The sequence below is a fragment of the Acinetobacter sp. NigerLNRRAM0016 genome (genome assembly GCF_054112845.1).
On record NZ_JBSYVT010000051.1, the window covers coordinates 1 to 17,656 of the forward strand.

General features: G+C 37.7%; 25 protein-coding genes and 2 pseudogenes. 6 read left to right on the forward strand and 21 right to left on the reverse strand.

The features are described from left to right. From ACWQ4X_RS17950 to ACWQ4X_RS17965, 4 genes are all read right to left on the reverse strand, one after another. Positions 1–639 (reverse strand): hypothetical protein (locus ACWQ4X_RS17950; protein WP_005006038.1); only part of this gene is annotated, 639 nt, incomplete at its 3' end. Between the two features lie 220 nt (positions 640–859). Continuing rightward, positions 860–1,390 (reverse strand): hypothetical protein, encoded by a 531-nt coding sequence (locus ACWQ4X_RS17955; RefSeq protein WP_005006040.1) that lies wholly within the window; start codon positions 1,388–1,390, stop codon positions 860–862. Between the two features lie 200 nt (positions 1,391–1,590). After that, complete coding sequence (locus ACWQ4X_RS17960; protein ID WP_005006043.1) at positions 1,591–2,079, reverse strand: hypothetical protein; 489 nt, start codon at positions 2,077–2,079, stop codon at positions 1,591–1,593. A gap of 72 nt (positions 2,080–2,151) precedes the next feature. Next, the gene (locus ACWQ4X_RS17965; protein ID WP_005006045.1) at positions 2,152–2,586 is read right to left on the reverse strand and encodes a DUF6573 family protein; all 435 of its coding nucleotides are present in this window, start codon (positions 2,584–2,586) and stop codon (positions 2,152–2,154) included. 152 nt (positions 2,587–2,738) lie between these two features. Here ACWQ4X_RS17965 and ACWQ4X_RS17970 point away from each other — a divergent pair. Together ACWQ4X_RS17970 and ACWQ4X_RS17975 are read left to right on the forward strand one after the other, a co-directional pair. Next, positions 2,739–2,915, forward strand: a pseudogene (locus ACWQ4X_RS17970) (cold shock domain-containing protein); the annotation flags it as partial. Between the two features lie 183 nt (positions 2,916–3,098). After that, positions 3,099–3,236, forward strand: a pseudogene (locus ACWQ4X_RS17975) (excalibur calcium-binding domain-containing protein); the annotation flags it as partial. A gap of 69 nt (positions 3,237–3,305) precedes the next feature. Here ACWQ4X_RS17975 and ACWQ4X_RS17980 read toward each other — a convergent pair. The 3 genes from ACWQ4X_RS17980 to ACWQ4X_RS17990 are packed head-to-tail and all read right to left on the reverse strand — an operon-like array spanning position 3,306 to position 5,316. Further along, positions 3,306–3,644 (reverse strand): hypothetical protein, encoded by a 339-nt coding sequence (locus ACWQ4X_RS17980; protein ID WP_151837695.1) that lies wholly within the window; start codon positions 3,642–3,644, stop codon positions 3,306–3,308. A gap of 23 nt (positions 3,645–3,667) precedes the next feature. After that, positions 3,668–4,714 (reverse strand): anthranilate phosphoribosyltransferase, encoded by a 1,047-nt coding sequence (trpD, locus tag ACWQ4X_RS17985; protein ID WP_125269118.1) that lies wholly within the window; start codon positions 4,712–4,714, stop codon positions 3,668–3,670. Between the two features lie 17 nt (positions 4,715–4,731). Then, on the reverse strand, positions 4,732–5,316 hold the full coding sequence (locus tag ACWQ4X_RS17990) for an anthranilate synthase component II (protein WP_213070257.1): 585 nt from the start codon (positions 5,314–5,316) through the stop codon (positions 4,732–4,734). 567 nt (positions 5,317–5,883) lie between these two features. On the opposite strand from ACWQ4X_RS17990, the gene ACWQ4X_RS17995 reads away from it, so the two are divergent. Further along, positions 5,884–6,357, forward strand: coding sequence for a transposase family protein (locus ACWQ4X_RS17995; protein WP_101495474.1), 474 nt, complete (start codon positions 5,884–5,886; stop codon positions 6,355–6,357). After that, a complete protein-coding gene (locus tag ACWQ4X_RS18000) occupies positions 6,249–6,719 on the forward strand; it encodes an IS5/IS1182 family transposase (RefSeq protein WP_077165880.1) in 471 nt (156 codons plus the stop codon). Before ACWQ4X_RS17995 ends, ACWQ4X_RS18000 begins: the two co-directional genes overlap by 109 nt. 180 nt (positions 6,720–6,899) lie before the next feature. Here ACWQ4X_RS18000 and ACWQ4X_RS18005 read toward each other — a convergent pair whose 3' ends face one another. The 8 genes from ACWQ4X_RS18005 to ACWQ4X_RS18040 form a co-directional block, all read right to left on the reverse strand. Then, a complete protein-coding gene (locus ACWQ4X_RS18005; RefSeq protein ID WP_125269093.1) occupies positions 6,900–7,997 on the reverse strand; it encodes an adenine nucleotide alpha hydrolase family protein in 1,098 nt (365 codons plus the stop codon). Positions 7,998–8,173: 176 nt separating this feature from the next. Next, positions 8,174–8,650, reverse strand: a complete 477-nt coding sequence (locus ACWQ4X_RS18010) for a hypothetical protein (RefSeq protein WP_005006052.1) — start codon at positions 8,648–8,650, stop codon at positions 8,174–8,176. Positions 8,651–8,722: 72 nt separating this feature from the next. Further along, entirely contained in the window at positions 8,723–9,037 is a 315-nt protein-coding gene (locus ACWQ4X_RS18015; protein WP_044111919.1) for a hypothetical protein, read from the reverse strand. A gap of 12 nt (positions 9,038–9,049) precedes the next feature. Further along, entirely contained in the window at positions 9,050–9,892 is an 843-nt protein-coding gene (locus ACWQ4X_RS18020; RefSeq protein ID WP_077169165.1) for a hypothetical protein, read from the reverse strand. A gap of 251 nt (positions 9,893–10,143) precedes the next feature. Further along, complete coding sequence (locus ACWQ4X_RS18025) at positions 10,144–10,725, reverse strand: hypothetical protein (RefSeq protein WP_228711780.1); 582 nt, start codon at positions 10,723–10,725, stop codon at positions 10,144–10,146. Beyond that, positions 10,718–11,281 carry a hypothetical protein gene (locus tag ACWQ4X_RS18030; RefSeq protein WP_057694171.1) on the reverse strand — a complete coding sequence of 188 codons (564 nt, stop codon included), beginning with the start codon at positions 11,279–11,281 and terminating at the stop codon, positions 10,718–10,720. Before ACWQ4X_RS18030 ends, ACWQ4X_RS18025 begins: the two co-directional genes overlap by 8 nt. 146 nt (positions 11,282–11,427) lie before the next feature. Then, positions 11,428–12,186, reverse strand: coding sequence for a Fic/DOC family protein (locus tag ACWQ4X_RS18035; protein ID WP_024160753.1), 759 nt, complete (start codon positions 12,184–12,186; stop codon positions 11,428–11,430). A gap of 69 nt (positions 12,187–12,255) precedes the next feature. Then, on the reverse strand, positions 12,256–12,468 hold the full coding sequence (locus ACWQ4X_RS18040) for a hypothetical protein (protein ID WP_005006071.1): 213 nt from the start codon (positions 12,466–12,468) through the stop codon (positions 12,256–12,258). Between the two features lie 197 nt (positions 12,469–12,665). On the opposite strand from ACWQ4X_RS18040, the gene ACWQ4X_RS18045 reads away from it, so the two are divergent. Further along, complete coding sequence (locus ACWQ4X_RS18045) at positions 12,666–13,121, forward strand: hypothetical protein (RefSeq protein WP_024160752.1); 456 nt, start codon at positions 12,666–12,668, stop codon at positions 13,119–13,121. A 102-nt stretch (positions 13,122–13,223) separates the two neighbouring features. On the opposite strand, the gene ACWQ4X_RS18050 is transcribed toward ACWQ4X_RS18045, so the two are convergent. Next, entirely contained in the window at positions 13,224–13,760 is a 537-nt protein-coding gene (locus ACWQ4X_RS18050; protein ID WP_130235104.1) for a hypothetical protein, read from the reverse strand. Positions 13,761–14,119: 359 nt separating this feature from the next. Here ACWQ4X_RS18050 and ACWQ4X_RS18055 point away from each other — a divergent pair, with 359 nt between their 5' ends. Beyond that, positions 14,120–14,380, forward strand: coding sequence for a hypothetical protein (locus ACWQ4X_RS18055; protein WP_024160750.1), 261 nt, complete (start codon positions 14,120–14,122; stop codon positions 14,378–14,380). On the opposite strand, the gene ACWQ4X_RS18060 is transcribed toward ACWQ4X_RS18055, so the two are convergent. From ACWQ4X_RS18060 to ACWQ4X_RS18080, 5 genes are all read right to left on the reverse strand, one after another. Further along, positions 14,372–14,866, reverse strand: a complete 495-nt coding sequence (locus ACWQ4X_RS18060; RefSeq protein ID WP_024160749.1) for a hypothetical protein — start codon at positions 14,864–14,866, stop codon at positions 14,372–14,374. The two genes, ACWQ4X_RS18055 and ACWQ4X_RS18060, sit on opposite strands and share 9 nt — an antisense overlap. A gap of 93 nt (positions 14,867–14,959) precedes the next feature. Then, positions 14,960–15,385 carry a hypothetical protein gene (locus ACWQ4X_RS18065; protein WP_038350033.1) on the reverse strand — a complete coding sequence of 142 codons (426 nt, stop codon included), beginning with the start codon at positions 15,383–15,385 and terminating at the stop codon, positions 14,960–14,962. Positions 15,386–15,426: 41 nt separating this feature from the next. Continuing rightward, positions 15,427–16,320, reverse strand: a complete 894-nt coding sequence (locus ACWQ4X_RS18070; RefSeq protein WP_038350034.1) for a hypothetical protein — start codon at positions 16,318–16,320, stop codon at positions 15,427–15,429. Beyond that, positions 16,320–16,748, reverse strand: coding sequence for a hypothetical protein (locus ACWQ4X_RS18075; protein ID WP_098733175.1), 429 nt, complete (start codon positions 16,746–16,748; stop codon positions 16,320–16,322). The genes ACWQ4X_RS18070 and ACWQ4X_RS18075 overlap by 1 nt, the downstream gene beginning before the upstream one ends. A gap of 227 nt (positions 16,749–16,975) precedes the next feature. Continuing rightward, positions 16,976–17,656 (reverse strand): hypothetical protein (locus tag ACWQ4X_RS18080; RefSeq protein ID WP_269494899.1); only part of this gene is annotated, 681 nt, incomplete at its 5' end.

Sequence of the window (17,656 nt, forward strand, 5' to 3'; positions counted from 1 at the left end):
GTACAAAACTTCAGTGCCAACAACGCAATCCAAAAACCTGCCTTGCAGATCAAACACAAAAAATTGTTGCAGTTCTTTTTGTGTCGAGTGGATGTTAAAAACAGGCACAATCAAGCTGTCTTTTTCAAATAGGTTATGGTTGTTAATGACGAAATCATGAGCTGAATAGCAATGACCTTGCAGATATACACCGCAACGCATCAGCTTATCTAAATCAAAAGATTGAGAGATGTAGTGAACATCTTCTGGTGCATATTCACTGGCAATATCTCGGCTATATGCAAGATTGACTTGTTTGACCAAGCTTTGTTGAAAAAAGTCGCTGTCATGCACTTCTGAACGTGCGATGTCAGTAACAACTAAAATGGGTTGTGTTTCCCAAAAAATGCTGAGTAATTGATTAAAATCAAGATGTTCAGGGAATTGAACTTTTGAAGTAATCACGCCCCAATCATCAAGGGTTAAAGATAGAAAGTTTCCGTAATGATCACGCGGAATAACCGTTAATACATTAAGGTCTTGATGCAATTCTTCGTTATACGAAAAATCAGCAAGGGAATGACCTGTATTTAATTCAGGATTCACAATAATGTTTAATGTTTTAGAACGGTTTGTAAAAAAATCAAGTACGCTTTTCATATCTTCAACTCCAAGTTTTAAGCAATTGCTTAGGTATGAATTAATTATATCTGTGAAATATCCCTTAAAAACTTTTCTCAAATTACTTATGGAACTGGCAATGAAAAATTTCAATATTTTTTTAATCAATTAAAAAACATCGTATACGTCATTAAATCTAATGGCATAAAAAAAGAGGGTAGACCTTTATTGGATCTCCCTCTATTTGTTTAATGGTTTCTTATGACAGGTTGTTTTTAAAGTACTCAATCAGTCTTAAATAAACAGTGTTCGCCATAAAATGTGAGCTATGCAGCGCATTAAAATCTGCGACATCTTCAAAACATTCAGTCAGTAATGCACTGGCGAAACCTTTATTCCATGTATTGAACTTTTCCAGTTCTGCATCTGACAGCAAATCATATTGAATCATGTCATTAATGGCTTGGTGTTGTAAATTTATCGCCACATCCATGACTTCGCCCTCAATCAATGCATGAGAATCATCAGGACTGAATCTAAATGATTCGTGAGCGTCTGCGATGGCTTGAACCTGTAACGGTGCATTGACTTCAATGCAGTAGGCTTGTGACTTATGTTGGTGAAATAAAACGACATCCAGTTCAATGTTAAAAATAAACTGCGGATCTGCTTTGGTTGCTACGCCAATCACATTGATGACGCAACTTGGTAAACCGTCATACGCTTGGGTGAAGCTTTGTAGCAAGTGGCGCACATTAGCAGTACCAGTATTAAATTTTTGTAGTTGCATTGTCGTATCTCCAAGTTTTAAGCAATGAGCTTTGATGTATTCATTATATCGGTGCATGTGGCCTGTATAACTTTTCAGTAAAAGTATTTCGGCTGATAGGCTCATGATTTCAAGTTATTTTTAATCAATTAAAAACACCGTTTACGGCCATCATCTTATGAAAGGAATAAGCTATGGGTGCTTATTCCTGGTGGGTGTGATTAGTGCGGTTCTACGTCATACGTGTTTTCATTTTCTTTAAGTCTGGCTTTTTCACGCTTCAGTCTTAAACGCTCTTGATGTTCCCTGTACAGGTTGGTGAGTTGACCGACTGGCAAATGTAGAAACTTTAGATCAATGTTTCTTACCCAGCTATTAACAGCAAACTTTTTGCTTTTTTTAACGTCTGGTATTTCGTAATGATCACCCTTGATTGCGCCTTTTACGGCATTTAACACGAGATCCGCGGTAGCTTCATTCCAGCACTTGAATAATTTAATGCCTTTAAACGCCTTATATTTAGCTGGTACTTTTTCACTGTACTTAAACAGCTCTCCAGTAGATGTCACGGCGATAAACCAGTCACAACGGACAAGCTTCATCGTTTCTATACGTTTTAATTCGTTTTTTTCTCTTTGTTGTTCTATAGCTTGCATATTTGCAAAGCCGAATAGGTCAAGGTTGTCAATTTTCATAGTAGCCATTTGCATTTTTAATACCTCTCAATGAACGTTCGGATCTCAAAAAACCTAGCATTGGTTGGTCAATGCTAGGTGTTGTGTTTATTGGTCTTCAGGCATCATAAAAGTAATGATAGGCTCACCATTCACGCCAGGCCCAACCGTAGCAATATTGGTGATTAAGGTGTCAGAAAAGGTATGCGGTGTATCTTGTAGAGCATATTTAAACTTAACGCTTTGGTCATTAAGTGCAACTGAACCACGAACGCTCATGTTCAACATATCAAAGATGGTATATCCCATTAAATCATTGATTTTTTCAGCATCAGCTTCCGTACCATTCGGAAAAATTGCTTTTGCAGCTGTCAGGTGCTTGTTATACAAGTTGCTTGTAATATAAACAGGGAACTTATAGAACTGTTTGCAATCTTTGGCATGTTCTTCTTTATCGCTAAGGCAAAGAATCACGCCCTCTTCTAAAGCGTCTTGTAAAGAAAAAACAGTGATGACTTCAGCACCAGCGAAAAAATTATTCATAATAGCTACTCCAAGTTTTAAGCAATTGCTTTTGATGTTTTAATTATAATAAATTCATAAACCTTAAAACTTTTTTTTAAAAAAAAGATAGTATCTATTCAGGTTTAATAATTATAATTAATATAGCTTTTAATATATATTTGAGGTTTTAGGTGGTACTAACAGGAACAATTAAAAATTATAATATTGAGCGTGGTTTTGGTTTTATATCCACGAGTAATTTTGGTGATGTATTTTTCCATATTAAGGATTTTCAGAAAGGTGAACAGCCAATACCAGGTCGAGAGGTTTATTTCGAGGTAGTTAAAAAAGAAAATAAAAATAGGGCAATCCATGTTTACTATTCCGACCATGAACAAACGCAAGATAAGCAAAAACCATTGCCAATATATCTATGGATAATTTTTATTAGCATAGCTATTGGGGTGGCATATCTAGGTAGCATTCAATTAAAGAAATATCTATATAAAGATAATCAAACTACAAATGCTATATATCAAAAGCCAGTAGCCTATAAATGCGATGGTCGTAAGCATTGCTCTCAAATGCGATCTAAAGAAGAAGCTGATTGGTTTGTGAAAAACTGCCCAGATACCATGATGGATGGTGACGGCGATGGCGATGCTTGTGAAAATGATTCAAGGTGGTAGTTGTATAGTTTCAGACAATAAAAAATGAGCTATTAATACTTAATTAATAACTCATTCCTTAGGTTGATTTTAGATTTCTGCCAGTGTTTTACCGTCTTGTAATTCATTAATCTGCGCCAGTGTGACAGCTTGAGCGTCATATTCTTCTGTCACATACGATACAATTTCTTCTATTGAGCATTCACCAACTACACCCCAAAGCACAAAATTGGTATGGGTTTTTTCATTCCAGATCTGCTCAACTTGTTCTAGATCCAGATGCCCAATACTCACCAAAAGGTCATAAGCCAATGCCCAATTTTCGTAACGGCTGACAGATTTATCAATGATAGGATCATCAGACATTAAATAGGTCATCATTGCCTTAGCTTTACAGAACTTTTGCATTGTTTCGTTTAAAGTTGTCATAAACATCCACCTTCCTGATTTTTTTATGCTTCGTACTGTTTGAGCGTTTTGGTAAATTCTGACAACACGCCCATTTTTTCCAAAGCTTGTCCACCATAAATAATGTCATGTGCCAAAGCGACACCTTGCTTGTAGCTTGTGGTTAGACCAGAAACATAGATACCCGCACCCGCATTAAGTGCAATCATATTAGCCGCTTTTTCGCCTTTGTCTGATTTGTTTTTGCCTAATGCATCTTTAATCAGATTCAAGCTTTCAGCTGGGTTTTCTACAGTCAGTCCTGTTAAAGTTTGAGATTCAATCCCTACGCTTTCTGGCGTAAGTTCCCATTCGGTAATTTCACCCTCTTTGAGTTCTGCAACATAAGTGCTCGAAGCAAGACTAATTTCATCTAAACCATCTTTAGAATGCACCACCATGACATGCTCAGCACCAAGCTGTTTCATCACTTCTGCGATCGGGCGGCATAATTCATTGCTAAATACACCAATCACAAAACGCTTTACACCAGCAGGGTTGGTCAATGGCCCCAGCAAGTTGAAAATACTGCGAATACCCAGCTCTTTACGTGGTGCAACTGCATACTTCATGGCTGTGTGATGATTCGGTGCAAACAAAAAACCTACGCCCATTTCACGAATACAGCGTTCAGTTTGTTGCATATTTAAATCAAGATTAATTCCTGCTTGCTCAAGCAAGTCAGATGAACCCGAATTAGTTGAAACACCACGGTTACCATGTTTGGCAATGGTTGCGCCTGCAGCTGCAATTACAAAAGCAGAGGCGGTAGATACGTTAAATAGGTTTTGACCATCGCCACCTGTACCTACAATATCCACAAGGTACGGAATATCGCTGACATCAATTTTGTTGGCAAACTCACGCATTACACGTGCAGCAGCAGTAATTTCATCAATGCTTTCGCCTTTTAAGCGTAAGCCCATCATCAATGCACCAATTTGAGCGTCTGTTGCTTCGCCCGACATAATCGCGCGCATTACATCTTCCATTTGAGGCTGAGTCAGGTGAATTTGTTTTGTAATATGGTTCAGTGCTTGTTGAATATTCATGTGATTTGACTCGCTCATTATGCGTAAATTTCCAAAAAGTTTTTAAAGATTTGATGACCGTGTTGGCTCAGGATCGATTCGGGGTGAAATTGCACGCCTTCAACTGGTAGAATTTTATGCTTCACACCCATAATTTCTTCCATCGAACCATCTGCTTCTTTGGTCCAGCATGTCACATCCAGACAATCTGGCAAGGTTGCTTGATCAATCACCAAAGAGTGGTAACGGGTTGCAGAAAATGGTGAAGGCAGATTGCTAAAAATACCTGTATTGCTGTGGTACATATCGGATAAACGACCATGCATCACGGTTTTAGCGCGCACAATGTTTCCGCCAAAGGCTTGTCCGATACTTTGGTGTCCTAAACACACGCCCAGTAACGGAATTTTGCCTGCAAAATGCTGAATTGTAGGAATGGAAATCCCTGCTTCAGATGGGGAACAAGGGCCTGGGCCAATCACTAAATACTTGGGTTGCCATCGCTCAATATCTTCTAATGTCACGGCATCATTACGAACGACTTTTACTTCCTGATTTAACTCGCCAAAATACTGGACGATGTTGTAGGTAAAAGAGTCATAGTTATCGATCATTAAAAGCATGAGCTAACCTATTGAAAATTAAACACTTTAAGTGCTAAAGAGTCTGGGGTAATTTGCTTTATTCCGGCGCCTATAATGAGAAAGGACTTTATTTTTTCTTGTCGAAAAGAAGGTGGAATAAGGAAGCACTGATCATCATAGCAAATAATAAGCATTTTCTGCTGACTATTTATATGATAATCCCTGTTAAAGCTTATCAGCGCATTCATCATTTCAAAGCTTGTTGCGCATTATTCAGGTTTGGTCGGAAAGAAAAGATCATTTGATCAAACTGGGTCATTCAGCAGTCATATTTTAGCTTCACACTTAAGATAGCATTAAAAAATGCGCCAAAAAGTAGCATCCTGACGCATGCTATTGTGGCTCAAGTCGGTTGGTTTGGTTGCAGCGTTTCGATAGAAAATACAAATCCGCAGTATAGGTATTTTCAATCGGGTTGCTCAAAAGAATGCAGATTTAGAATTGTTAAACGATTTTATTAGACTTCCTTCATAAATCAAAAAACGTACAATTTATTTGATCTTAAATTAATCAGCAAAATTATTTAATTCAAGGGATAATCCTTGGATGAAATTCAAAGATATTCAAAAATTATCAGACGTTAAGTTTCGTAGGCTTACCGGTGTTAGTTGGGCTACATTTAACCTCATGCTGGCCGAGATAAATAAGCAGTTACCCCGTCATATTGGTAAAGGACGACCGCATAAATTACCGTTGGAAGATCGTTTGCTCTTATGTATAGAATATTGGAGAGAATATCGAACATTTTTCCATCTTGGTATGAGTTACGGTGTATCTGAAACGAGTGCAATTCGTATCACACGTGTTATTGAAGATACCTTAATCCGTTCTGGAAAATTTAACTTGCCAAAACAACTTCCTAATCGAGATGAAGTGGATTGGGAAGTTGTTGTGATTGATGCAACTGAAATATTAGTTCAACGTCCAAAAAAAAACAGAAGAAATGGTATAGCGGTAAAAAAAAGCGACATACCTTTAAATTTCAGCTATCTATGCACTATACAACAGGTGAAATACTGAGTGTATGTGGAAGTCATGGAAGCATGCATGATTTTAAAATATTTAAAAAAAGCATGAGGAAATTAAAATTTAAGCCCTTTTTTATCGTTGATAAGGGGTATTTAGGGATAAAGAAATTGGGTTTTGGATGCCTCATGCCATCTAAAGCAAAGAAAACTGAAAAACTAGATTCTGAATTAAAAAAGTTAAATAAAGAGATTGGTCGTAGACGAATTCAAGTAGAGCATGTATTTGGAAGGATGAAATGTTTTAAGATTTTATCTTGTGTATATAGAAATCGTCGTAAACGATTAAACCTGCGGTTTAATTTACTTGCTGGCATATACAATTTAGATTGGGTGAAAGATAAACTATTAAATTGATTGAAAAATGATTTATGAAGGAAGTCTATCATCTCATATTGATTGGTTTAAAATCATTTTATGCTGACAGGTGGTGTCAAAAACTTATTCAAAAACAAAATTATTCCAAACCATTTTTAATCAATTAAAAAACATCGCTTGCGGTTTTCATCCTAAAAAGGTGCCAAATGGCACCCTAATTTACAGCGATCCACAACCCTCCTTGTTGAATGCGCCTGGTGGAACCGTCCAGTTATCCGTGAACACTGGTAGGTAATAACTTTCAATTTTGGACTGTACCAGTGCTTCCATATCCTGAATGTCGAATGGCTCAATGCCATTGCTCAGACTGACGACATCGAGCTTTGAGCGACTGATCGTACAGTCAAACTTTTGTTCATAACCAGCGATCAGCTGAGCGCGTTCAGGGTAGTAGGTGCTGATGGTTGACCAGATTTTAGGACTGTTGAAGATACAGGTCATGCATGAGCTACGGCCCCAACCTAAGCGATATGGCACTGGTGGCGTAACCTTGTACTTCTCCAGTAACGCCCATACTTGCTCTTCAGTGAAGTGAAGCACGTTCTTCCACCAGTCAACGCGTCTTGCTTTCTTACCGCTTCTACGGTCGCATGGGTGCGGTTCTAGCTGGTTGTACTTACTGCGGTTTGGTGACTCTTCACGGCGTTCACCAGTGATAAAACAAATGTTCTTGCCGTCAAAGCGTTCTTGGTTGTTCAATGCTCTGCGTCCGACATCGATCTTTAACGCTGAAGAACACCAGCGCGTCATGAGGCTGGCTGCTTGTTGTGGGAACTTCAAGCGTGTGCCTGGTTTACTGCGGTTGTTGTCGCGTTCAAGCTTAATTAAGCCCTCTGGTGTTTCTACGAAGTGGGGTTTTGAGTAGCTGTTTTCTTTGAGCATTTCGCCAAGGAAACCGCCCTCGAGCCAACTGAAGTACAATGGTGTGTCGAATGCCTGAGCGAATGCTTTGGTATAGTTTTCCATGAACACCCAATCCATGAACGGCTGGTTTTCTTCATCAATTTTGTGGTGCCAAAGCTCAATTTTGCTTTTATCTACTCCAGCCTCCAGTAAGCGCAAATACGCTGCAATCGAATCCTTACCGCCACTTAAGCAGACAATAAAAATGTCATAGATACTTAGATCGATGTCTGGTGCTTCATGAAAAACATGCTCAGCCAGTTCTTTGTTTAGATCGGTACCAGACAGCAACTCCAGTTGCCCGGCTATTGTTGGGATGATGACTTGATCATCGTACTTATGCGCTGTATTCATTCGACTTACTCCAGATTTAAGGCTTTGTGCCTTGCTTGCTATGGATTAAGTATAGAGGGGTGTACCAGGGGAAAAACTTTTCTCAAAATTTAAAAATATTGAAAATATTTTAACCAATTAAAATCATCGTAAGCGGTTATAACGTCTAGCAAAACGGCATTGCGCCGTTTCGGTGGTTACTTATATTTTTGGATGATGCGTTCAATAAATCGAATCATTGTGTCCTTATCAATTTTGGCCTGGTCGTAATTGTCATAGCTAAACATCACCAAAGCATCTTCCTGAGTGATGCCAAAAAACTCACGTACTGCTTTCCACTGGTAAACGACTGGTACAGTGACAACAGGCGCATCTTTTAGCTCTTCATTGCTGAGTATTTTTTCATACATGAAGATTGGCCCAACAGAACCATGAAAATTGAAACCTAGATTTTGGAAATACTCGACAGACGTAGCCCAACCAATCAGGCATCCTACAATATTTTTATCTAACAATTCTTCAGTGGTGAAACCTGAAAAGAAATCGGTGTGTTGTTCTGTATGGCTTGCGTCATAATCACGCCAAATGTCGAAATCAAAGCTTTCATCAGGAATGACCTCGATCACTAGCTCAATCAGCTTTTCTAAACGCTCAACGGTCGTTGCTTTGTTCATATCTGCTCCAAGTTTTAGGCGGTGTGCCAAAAGGGGTAGCGGTACATACTGGCGCACGTACCGCTGTTGGACTTACAAATCCAGTTGAATTAAGAACAGTGGTAAAGGTGCATCACTGTCTTGTGTAATGAGCATAGGCAAGAAGAAACTAAATCCCTCAAAAAACACGCCCATGTCGTAATCATCTTGAAAATAAAAGGGCTGTGAAGTGATACTGACATTCTCAATAGCACTAATTAGTGCCTCGATGTTGGTATGTTTTGCTGTATCGATCACATACACACGAAACCCGGCTTCTGTAGTGTTCGGTATCTGTTGTACTTGCTGTGGCAAGTAAAAGCCAAGTTCGTTGATGGCACTGACGAGTTGCGGATTTTCAATTGTCATGGGTAGGTTTCCTTATTGAACTGCTTTTGCGTTATTTAAATTTTGCAATGCGATGTGCGTTAAACGTTGATTAATGATTTCGTCATACGGCGAAATGAAATCCTCTTGCCAGTTATGCATGAGATATTCGATCGGGTATGTTTCCAGATATTCTTCTAATGCTTCATTCGGCTTAGGAACGAAAGCTAATGGCTCTTTAATGTTGTAATTGCTGGCGATGTATTCCAGTGGATCACAATCACCTGGTACGTTGACCGTAGCAATAAACTCAAGATAAGCACCATCGGGGAAAAACTTATTGAAGCAATCAACCACAACAGATATTTCACGGACTTCATCATCATTTAAAGTGAACTCACGGACTTCTTTATCCAGTGCAACAATTGAGCTAGATAACAAATGGTCAAGGTCTTGTGGACGGATGTTTACACGATCAATAACATGGTTGATATGATCAATAATCTCGTCTTTGATTGGGTCTTCAAAAGCGTAGTTGCTCTCAAAAATAATATGATCGACATCTTCATAATTGAGTCCAAAAAACTCACGTACTGCTTCAGAACCGCGATAAACAACATTTGTTTTGAGTTCTTCATAAGTGAATGGTTCACCAGTATTCGCACGGAATGGTGCATAAAGGGGAACGCCGTCTAACATCATGAAGTTAAGTCTTTTAAATGTTTCATCAGCTGTCGCCCAACCTATGACGCAACAATTAGCATCACTATTTATAAGTTGAGCAAAAGTCATATTGTCGGTACCAGGGATCGTGCGCCATAAATCCAGATCAAAACGCTCATGTGGTACTTGCTTGATGATATTTTTTAAATGATTTAGCTTATCAAGTTGATTCATTACAGGACTCCAAGTTTTAAGCAATTGCTTTCGATAGAGCCATTTTATTTAAAAAATACTAATGAATAACTTTATTGGAATTGATTAACCGACCTAAAACACGTAATGGATATTTGAAATATTTTTAATCAATTAAAATCATCGTATACGTTTTAAGCCATGCTTAGACGGCGTATATACCGGTCTATTTTTCTAATGCAAAAAAAAGAGTACTTAAGTTCGGACTTAAATACTCTTAATGAGTTGGGGCATTATTTCCGATTGGCTAAGTTGAAAAATAGTGAATACATTGCATTCTTAAATAACCAAAAGGTGAGGGGATTATCCGCTTCATCTTTAGACTGGTGGCGAATGATATTCCAGTTGAAATACTTTTCTGAATAGCCCATGTGAGTGACATAAGCAAAATTACGAACGTCATTTTCTGAAACGTATTGGAATGCTTGTTTAAGCTCATTTTGGGCGTTTTGTTCGCCGTCATGGTCAAAAGCATCAGCTTCTAAGATAAGTTCGCGCATGCCGACCATAGCAAGGTATATGACTGCTTCAAAGTCATAGTTCATCATGCGTAGGAAGTGTTTTTTCAAAAAGGCTTCGTCAATGTGTTCAACTTCTTTGTAATTTTTAAGTGCGCTTAGACCATGCTCACCAAAGATATATTTAAGTACACGAAATTGAGCGCATAACGGCAAGTTTTCACCCTCCACATGTGAGCAAAGGGCGGTGTAGCGGTTCATGTCGATGACTGAGCTTAGAGATTGTTTTAAAGCGCCTAATAGCATTGTTATATCCTTTTTCGGGTTTTGTTTATTGTATGGTGTACGGTTAAGCAAGAAATGTGTTAACTAAATGAGTTGTGTCATGGTGTTGAGATAACTTTTCGGCATCCATGTCGTTATGTTCTTCATAGATAGTTTTTAAGGTTTTAATGGTTTCATGCATCAAGGTTTCATGATGCTCAGTATTGAATTTGAACTTGTGGCACTCTTTAGCAAGGGATACACGAACTTTGAATTTTTCTAAAAATTCGATGGTTTTATTGGTGGTGTCACTTTCACATCCAAAGTAACAAACATTATCAATATGCAATGCGGTTGTTTTCAGCATTAATGGATTTTTATCAAACACAAAATAAGCAAAAATGCAGCTTTCTCGACTGTTGTAAGTAATGTAAGACTTCTCAACATTAATTGCGTCCACTGATTTAAACCAAACAACGCCATCGTCATAGGTTTCAGCATGGCTTGAGAAAAGCATATAAATTAAGGTGTCGATAATTTCTGCGGTGCTGTTGCCGATAATTAAATGATTCAGACTTGAATCACTTCCGTTTGTAAATTGGTATTGAGCGACCACTTTATTTGCAAATTGATGTGCTGCGTTATTCATTATTCATCTCCAAGTTTCGGACAATATTTTCCTAAGGTTTTATTTTAATCTGAGTCACTTCATTAGAAATTTTTCTCAAAAAAAAAAGATTCTTTTTTCAAGAATCTTTTAATCAATTAAAAGCCATCGTATACGGATTAATCTAATTATCCGTAACTCGGTGAATCATCATCATTTGATTTATCCTGGTCATTTTCCTGTTCTTGCTCTTGTTCTTCCGTATTTTCAAGCTTCAGGACTAGATCGTATGGTTCAATGATACTGTCCATGACTTTTAAAAGGTAAGAGAGGTCTTGTTCCATCGGTTCTAGGTTTTCATAGTTTTCACCGACATAAAGCTCTTGATCTGTCAGTGAACGTTTAAACGCATAGTTCCAATCTGATACGGCGACCTTGCTATATACCATGGTGTAACCAGCATCATTCGCCAGCTGGTTCATCATCAGTTTTGCAGCGCGACCGTTACCCTCTTCAAAAGGGTGAGCTTCATTTAACTTGGCATAAAGCTGAGTGAACTCTTGCACAAACTGGTCTTTGTCCAAACCTTTCAGGTGGTCTTTTTCTTTAACCGCCTGTGAGAACTTATTCAGTTCATCAGGGATCAGGTTTTTATCTAGGAAATGACCGATTTCATAATTACCGTTCGGGTCGATCGCACGTTTAGAAATGTCGTCCAGACGCACTTCTCCAGCCCAATCGTAAATATGCTCAAAGATTTTTTCATGGATTTTAGAGAGGTGGTCGAGATCATAATTGCCACGTAAAGGCGAAATTTCCATTTTCGCTATTCGATGTTCCGTGATTTCTTTTTCCAGTGCCTTTTTATAGTCGCCTTGCGCTTGGCAACTGGTAGGTTGAGATAAGATGTCTTTTGCATCTAAATAAAACTCAAGTTTATCGTCCATATTGTTCTACTTATGAGTGATTGGGTTTGGTAATCCGCTGTAAGCTAGATTAGGTTGTATTCGCGATGATTAGGCTTTGTTTTTAAGTGCATTCCATTTTTTCATCAATGCAGCTTCTTCCTCGTCAAATGTTGTTTGACCAGTTGCTAAGCGCTCCATACGTGCGTTTGATGATGCTTCACATGCTTTAACAATGTGAGGGGAGAACTCTTGAGCTACATTGCCTTGAGCAGAACGGTATGCAGCACGTACACGGTCTTCGTATTTCACTTCTTCAGACATATCGGTTTCCTGTATCAACAATCTGTAAATTACAATAATTGTAACCCCAAACAAGGGGGCGATTCTTGCTAAATTGCGTATAAACAATCTTATTGGTATATACCGATTAACAAAATCAAATAAGATTAAAATTCCAAAAAAATCAAATATCGTATATTAAGTATATAATTTAAGTATATACAGGAAAGTCGTTAAACATGAACGTATTCAAAACACTAAAACTATCTGCAGTTGCAATAATCTCAGTGTCTATGTCGTGCGCTGTTTTAGCTAATAGTTCTTTAAATAACCTGAATACAAACAGCTTAAAATCTGCTGTTGCGCTTTCTCCTACTGCTGAAAACAAACGTAAAGTTGAGCGTTTGCTTAACACTAAAACACCGTACCAGATTGAAACTGGTGCGGTACTTAAAAAAGTGAAGTATTCAAAACACTTTAATATGAACGTTCAGATGTCTAGCAAAACTGCAGATAAATACTCTTCTGATGAAACTGACTCTTTAAACCGCTTTGTGAATGAAAAGATTCATCCGTTTTATTGCTCTGTATTCGCCAATGCTCCAGTTAAACCAGATCTGTATGTAGACATCGTGGACAATCAGGGTGAATCATTCTTTGGAAGTGCTGAGCGCTATTCAGATACTTGCCAATAGTTTTAAGGGCTAAATATTACATAGATCTGTTAACGCCGTTTTAGGCAAAAAAATAGACCGCTTAATTGCGGTCTATTTGTTTTTATACTGGCACCTAAAACCTTATGGAAAAGTCTTAGGTAGCACCGCTGTATAGCCTACGATCTTGCGTATTTTGATCTGCATATCTAGATGCAACGGCTGTACTGTCAACCGATTGAAGTAAGACTTAATCTCGCGCATCCACGCGTGGAAACGATCATCACAATGACGCATAAGCTTCTTAAGGTGATTGCGGTCAGCTTCTTGTAAGAAACTGAGTTCGCTGTCGATTGACCAAAGATCAATATCCTGATCATTTATACATAACAAGTACTGCGTATCAACGACCAATGAAGATACCAACTTGCCTTGGTCTTGCTTGTAGATCAGCTCAAAATCAACTAGTGCATCTAAAGCGCCGTTGATGTTTTCGATTTGAATGTCACGGCGTAAACGTACTGGTAGCTCCAGCAGTACAGTATTCTTATTTGACTGGTAATAATCAGCACGGACTTGGCTATCCCATGCAATATTTTCAAACATAAAATTTTGAAAAGAGGTGAGAGAATCTTCTTGTAGACCGACAACTTTTGTTTTAGATAAGATTTCAAAGTTCATATAATTTCTCCAAATGGTGAGCATTGAGCTCATACATTCATTATATTTCACTGTACCTTTTCAAAACTTTTTTCAAAAAATATAGATTGTTTTAATGCTGTCCACGTTTACATTACATAGACAATGGCAAGAAATCTAATTAAACTGACCTTGAATAAGAAATGCGTTCAAGTGATTTGTGTTTTTTTTATTCACCTTTCAATTTTAAAGAGCCAGGCGTTTTGCGTCTGGTTCTTTGCTTTCTGGTATATACCAAGCACATTTTTTTAATGTGCACTGACCAATCTCAATAATAAAGTTTCAGTTTTAAACCTTATTTATCGCTACGATTAAGCTAGTTGCTAGATGGGCTTTAAGATATGAATGCATCAAGTACAATAGCTTTAATGGCGGTATCTATTGGTTTTCCAGTGGTATTAAACTTTGACTTTGCTTTTACTTATTTAATTGTTTTTGCCTTATTCCTCTGCACGATCGCTTTAATGTTTATGATAGTTTTTATTGTTCATAACGGTACTGTGACGGAAAAGATTAGCGCAATAATTAAAAGGATGTTCTTTTTTGCTGGTTATTGCGCTTGTGTATTAGGTGCGGTTTTGTTTACAAGATGCCTAGTCTAGTACGTTAATATTTAATGCATATTTGCTAAATAAGTAATACCCAATCATACAGATCGCTAAAGTAACTACCGTCACTTTACGCGTTGAGTTCACAACTTCAGCACTGTCTTTCTTGCTATTAAAAATACCAACTTTGACTAACTTAAACACTGAGTCAAAAAGGGTGATGGCAAACCACGTTCCTAAAAAGTAAATCGCCATGGTCAAATATTCCTGTTTGTGCAACACATACTTATATAAATAGACCAGTGTAGTGACCACAATTAATGAAAATGAAGCGCCATAGTGCAAGGTTTTGACGGCATTGCGATGTTGTTTTTCATTGTTGATGTTAATCGCTGCGTTGATAAAACAAAAAATTGCCAATTGTCCAATGATGACGACAATCCCCATTGCAAATAATTGGATGTTAAGACCATAAGCCTCTTCCACTAAAATTACGGCGCTTGCAAACGCAAGGAACATTAAATATATGAGATATGGCATGATTCTCTTGGTATGAAGCGATGATATTGGATGATTCTAGGCTAAGGTTCAAAAAAAAAGAAGTATGCTGGTCGCAACATACTTCCGATCTGATCAGGCTTCTACGTTCTGATTGATATAGTTTTTGTAGGCTAACTTCACTTCACTTAAAAGGGCTTCTTTCAAAACACCTTTGTCTTTTATCGTTGGATTGTGCAAACCAAGTGACGCACGGCGCTGTTTAGTGGTGTTTTTATTGGCATCTGTTACCCAAACTGAGTCGATATAATCATCAACTAAAGCATGCAATTCGTTTGGTTTTACTGCATTGTCTAAATTGGAAAGTATAGCCTTATTGTTTACGATCGCTAAACTTTCATCATATTCTCGATAGCTTGTACGTAAAGTATTCTTAAAATGAAGCAATTGATCTTCAATTTTTAATTTACCGCCATCAAGCTCGATGTCGATTACAAATGTCGTGATTTTAGATGATAGACCTAAAACACCAACTGATTTAACGCGAACAATAGTATCCATAACAACTCCAAGGTTTTGAGCAATTAGCTCAGGTAAAACGGTTAAACTTTTGTGAGATCTGCTTCAATATCTATCAGCAATTCTTTTACTGCTTTCATGTGTGGCAATAAAGTATAGGTGTTTATTTCGCTATTAAATGCACCAGCTTCAAGTTGTACACCAGCAATAAACGGCTCATTGATTAAGTTGTTGCCAATGAGATGACTTAAGCAAGCCTGTACCAGTTCGTTATTTTCTTCAGACTTAACCAGTAGGGGATACAAAACCACGAGTATTGGTAAATCACAAAACTCCATGTTGTTTGCATCAAGTAGCTGTTTAAGTGCATCCTTAATATCTTCGTTGAGAACCAACAGTTCTAAACCTTTTTTCATGTCTTTATAGGCGTTATCAATGGCCACTTCGGAAAAGTAAAACCAATCGCGCTGGTCATCGAGCATGAAGCTATCTAATGCAGCGATTTTCTGTAAGATCTGCAATTGTTCAGGGTTGAACGTGCGAATCGCTGTTCCATTGATTTTATGCTGTAACAACAGCTTTAACGCCTTTTGCGCTTGATCGTTTAACTGCTGTACTTCTTGATTGAAGAAACTGCATAACTGATTCGACAGATCTACAAAGATAGAATTGTCATAGCAATCAGGTACCACGTTTTGAGTGGATAGCAACATAAAGCCATTTTCTGACAGCTCAGGATTCATATAGATACAAAGATTATGATCTTCGGTCAGCTCTGCAAAACCTTTTAAAGTGGTATATGCAATTTCATGATTAGGCAATTCAATGCCAGCATGGATATTAATGTGAAAGCTTGGGCTTTGGTCGCCGTGGTCTTGATCTGCAGTACTGATCATAGATAACAGGGTTTCCAAAAGCGCCGTATTCTTACGAATAGGCGCCATAGCTTCATTAATTAAGATAAAGCTACTATTCATTAAAGTGCCTCCAAGAATAGTGAGCCCACAATATCAGTATTGAGTGGGTTAATTTCAATGAATTCGACTAGCTCCAGCGCTTTATCAACTGTGAGTTCCTTAGCGCGGAAATCAAAAAGTGTATCCACGCCAACGCCATCAATCACACCATATGAAGACATCAACTCTTCCAATTCAGGGATATTTTGATAATTTTCTTCAGCCAAGTTTTCCAAGGTCAAAAGGGCATTATCCACATGTGATTTGAACATGTGGGCAAGGAAGAAAGCTAAACGGTGCTCATGAGGTGCTCGAATGAAGAAATACTCACTATGCTCGTCATCGTTAGAATCCTGGCGTGACGCTTTAACCAAAAACAAAGGTAAATTGTCAGTACTGCCGTAAACTTCGTTAAAATCGATCGGGCAAAAATTAGGGTTTAAATTCATGAGCTTTCTCCAAGTTTTAAGCTATTTGCTTGATTTGGTTTCATTATATTAAGAATATGAACGGATAAAGTTTTTTTAAAAAATACTTATTTAAGCATCCAGAAAGAATTAATAATGACGAGCGCCATTGCAGCGCTAAAAATTCAAAACCTTTTTTAATCAATTAAAAAAACATCGTTTACGTTTTTAAGCGCAACTTTAAGAGATTTCTCTCTTAAAGGCTTAGTTTATTCAAAAGTGTTGGTGTATAAGTCGGTCTTAATAAGATTAAACACATACTCACATTCAACAACGAGATTTGCATATTCATCATCAAAACATTGTTCATCTTCAAGCATAATTTCAAGATTTAAAGGCTCAATCACTGAATAAGGGTTTTTGACGCCAGTTTCTTTGTAATTTGAAATAATGACCTGAATTGCTCTAGATGCAAAGTTACCCTCAAGCGTGTGGCTAAAGTAGAAACGATTTCTTGTATCGCTGTGAGTGCTGTCGATAGGTTCTAAAGCTGTACCAAACTTGTAGGTAGTCAGCAACTCTATAACGTCTTGAGCAAATGTCGAGTTTAAAGGGGCATCACTTTTTAGGTTGAATGCAATGTCTTTAAACTGCTTCAAGATTTCTTGCTCTTTAGACTCGTTAAAGTTTTTGAAATATTCGTCATACTTATGCTCACCATGATTCGACAAAAGTTTATGGTGGTAGTTGTATTCGTCTACCACGGTCAACAGGTCAAGTTTTTGCAATAATTCAAACTCGTCTTTTGTAATTTCTTTAAAACCTAAAACGTAAAAAGAATCACCGCTGATTTCCCAAGAGTCATAGCGAGTTTTAAAATCATGTTCTTCTAATAAGGTTTCAATGTCTTCAAGTTCTTCACTCTCATAGCTTGAATACTTAAACAGGGT

Coding starts and splice junctions, on each gene's coding strand:
- ACWQ4X_RS17995 (WP_101495474.1), top strand. CDS start 5,884: ATGAAATTCAAAGATATTCAAAAATTATCAGACGTTAAGTTTCGTAGG.
- ACWQ4X_RS17990 (WP_213070257.1), bottom strand. CDS start 5,316: ATGCTTTTAATGATCGATAACTATGACTCTTTTACCTACAACATCGTC.
- ACWQ4X_RS17965 (WP_005006045.1), bottom strand. CDS start 2,586: ATGAATAATTTTTTCGCTGGTGCTGAAGTCATCACTGTTTTTTCTTTA.
- ACWQ4X_RS18045 (WP_024160752.1), top strand. CDS start 12,666: ATGAACGTATTCAAAACACTAAAACTATCTGCAGTTGCAATAATCTCA.
- ACWQ4X_RS17960 (WP_005006043.1), bottom strand. CDS start 2,079: ATGCAAATGGCTACTATGAAAATTGACAACCTTGACCTATTCGGCTTT.
- ACWQ4X_RS18010 (WP_005006052.1), bottom strand. CDS start 8,650: ATGAACAAAGCAACGACCGTTGAGCGTTTAGAAAAGCTGATTGAGCTA.
- ACWQ4X_RS18020 (WP_077169165.1), bottom strand. CDS start 9,892: ATGAATCAACTTGATAAGCTAAATCATTTAAAAAATATCATCAAGCAA.
- trpD (WP_125269118.1), bottom strand. CDS start 4,714: ATGAATATTCAACAAGCACTGAACCATATTACAAAACAAATTCACCTG.
- ACWQ4X_RS17980 (WP_151837695.1), bottom strand. CDS start 3,644: ATGACAACTTTAAACGAAACAATGCAAAAGTTCTGTAAAGCTAAGGCA.
- ACWQ4X_RS18055 (WP_024160750.1), top strand. CDS start 14,120: ATGAATGCATCAAGTACAATAGCTTTAATGGCGGTATCTATTGGTTTT.
- ACWQ4X_RS18005 (WP_125269093.1), bottom strand. CDS start 7,997: ATGAATACAGCGCATAAGTACGATGATCAAGTCATCATCCCAACAATA.
- ACWQ4X_RS18040 (WP_005006071.1), bottom strand. CDS start 12,468: ATGTCTGAAGAAGTGAAATACGAAGACCGTGTACGTGCTGCATACCGT.
- ACWQ4X_RS18035 (WP_024160753.1), bottom strand. CDS start 12,186: ATGGACGATAAACTTGAGTTTTATTTAGATGCAAAAGACATCTTATCT.
- ACWQ4X_RS18075 (WP_098733175.1), bottom strand. CDS start 16,748: ATGAATTTAAACCCTAATTTTTGCCCGATCGATTTTAACGAAGTTTAC.
- ACWQ4X_RS17955 (WP_005006040.1), bottom strand. CDS start 1,390: ATGCAACTACAAAAATTTAATACTGGTACTGCTAATGTGCGCCACTTG.
- ACWQ4X_RS18065 (WP_038350033.1), bottom strand. CDS start 15,385: ATGGATACTATTGTTCGCGTTAAATCAGTTGGTGTTTTAGGTCTATCA.
- ACWQ4X_RS18060 (WP_024160749.1), bottom strand. CDS start 14,866: ATGCCATATCTCATATATTTAATGTTCCTTGCGTTTGCAAGCGCCGTA.
- ACWQ4X_RS18030 (WP_057694171.1), bottom strand. CDS start 11,281: ATGAATAACGCAGCACATCAATTTGCAAATAAAGTGGTCGCTCAATAC.
- ACWQ4X_RS18050 (WP_130235104.1), bottom strand. CDS start 13,760: ATGAACTTTGAAATCTTATCTAAAACAAAAGTTGTCGGTCTACAAGAA.
- ACWQ4X_RS18070 (WP_038350034.1), bottom strand. CDS start 16,320: ATGAATAGTAGCTTTATCTTAATTAATGAAGCTATGGCGCCTATTCGT.
- ACWQ4X_RS18015 (WP_044111919.1), bottom strand. CDS start 9,037: ATGACAATTGAAAATCCGCAACTCGTCAGTGCCATCAACGAACTTGGC.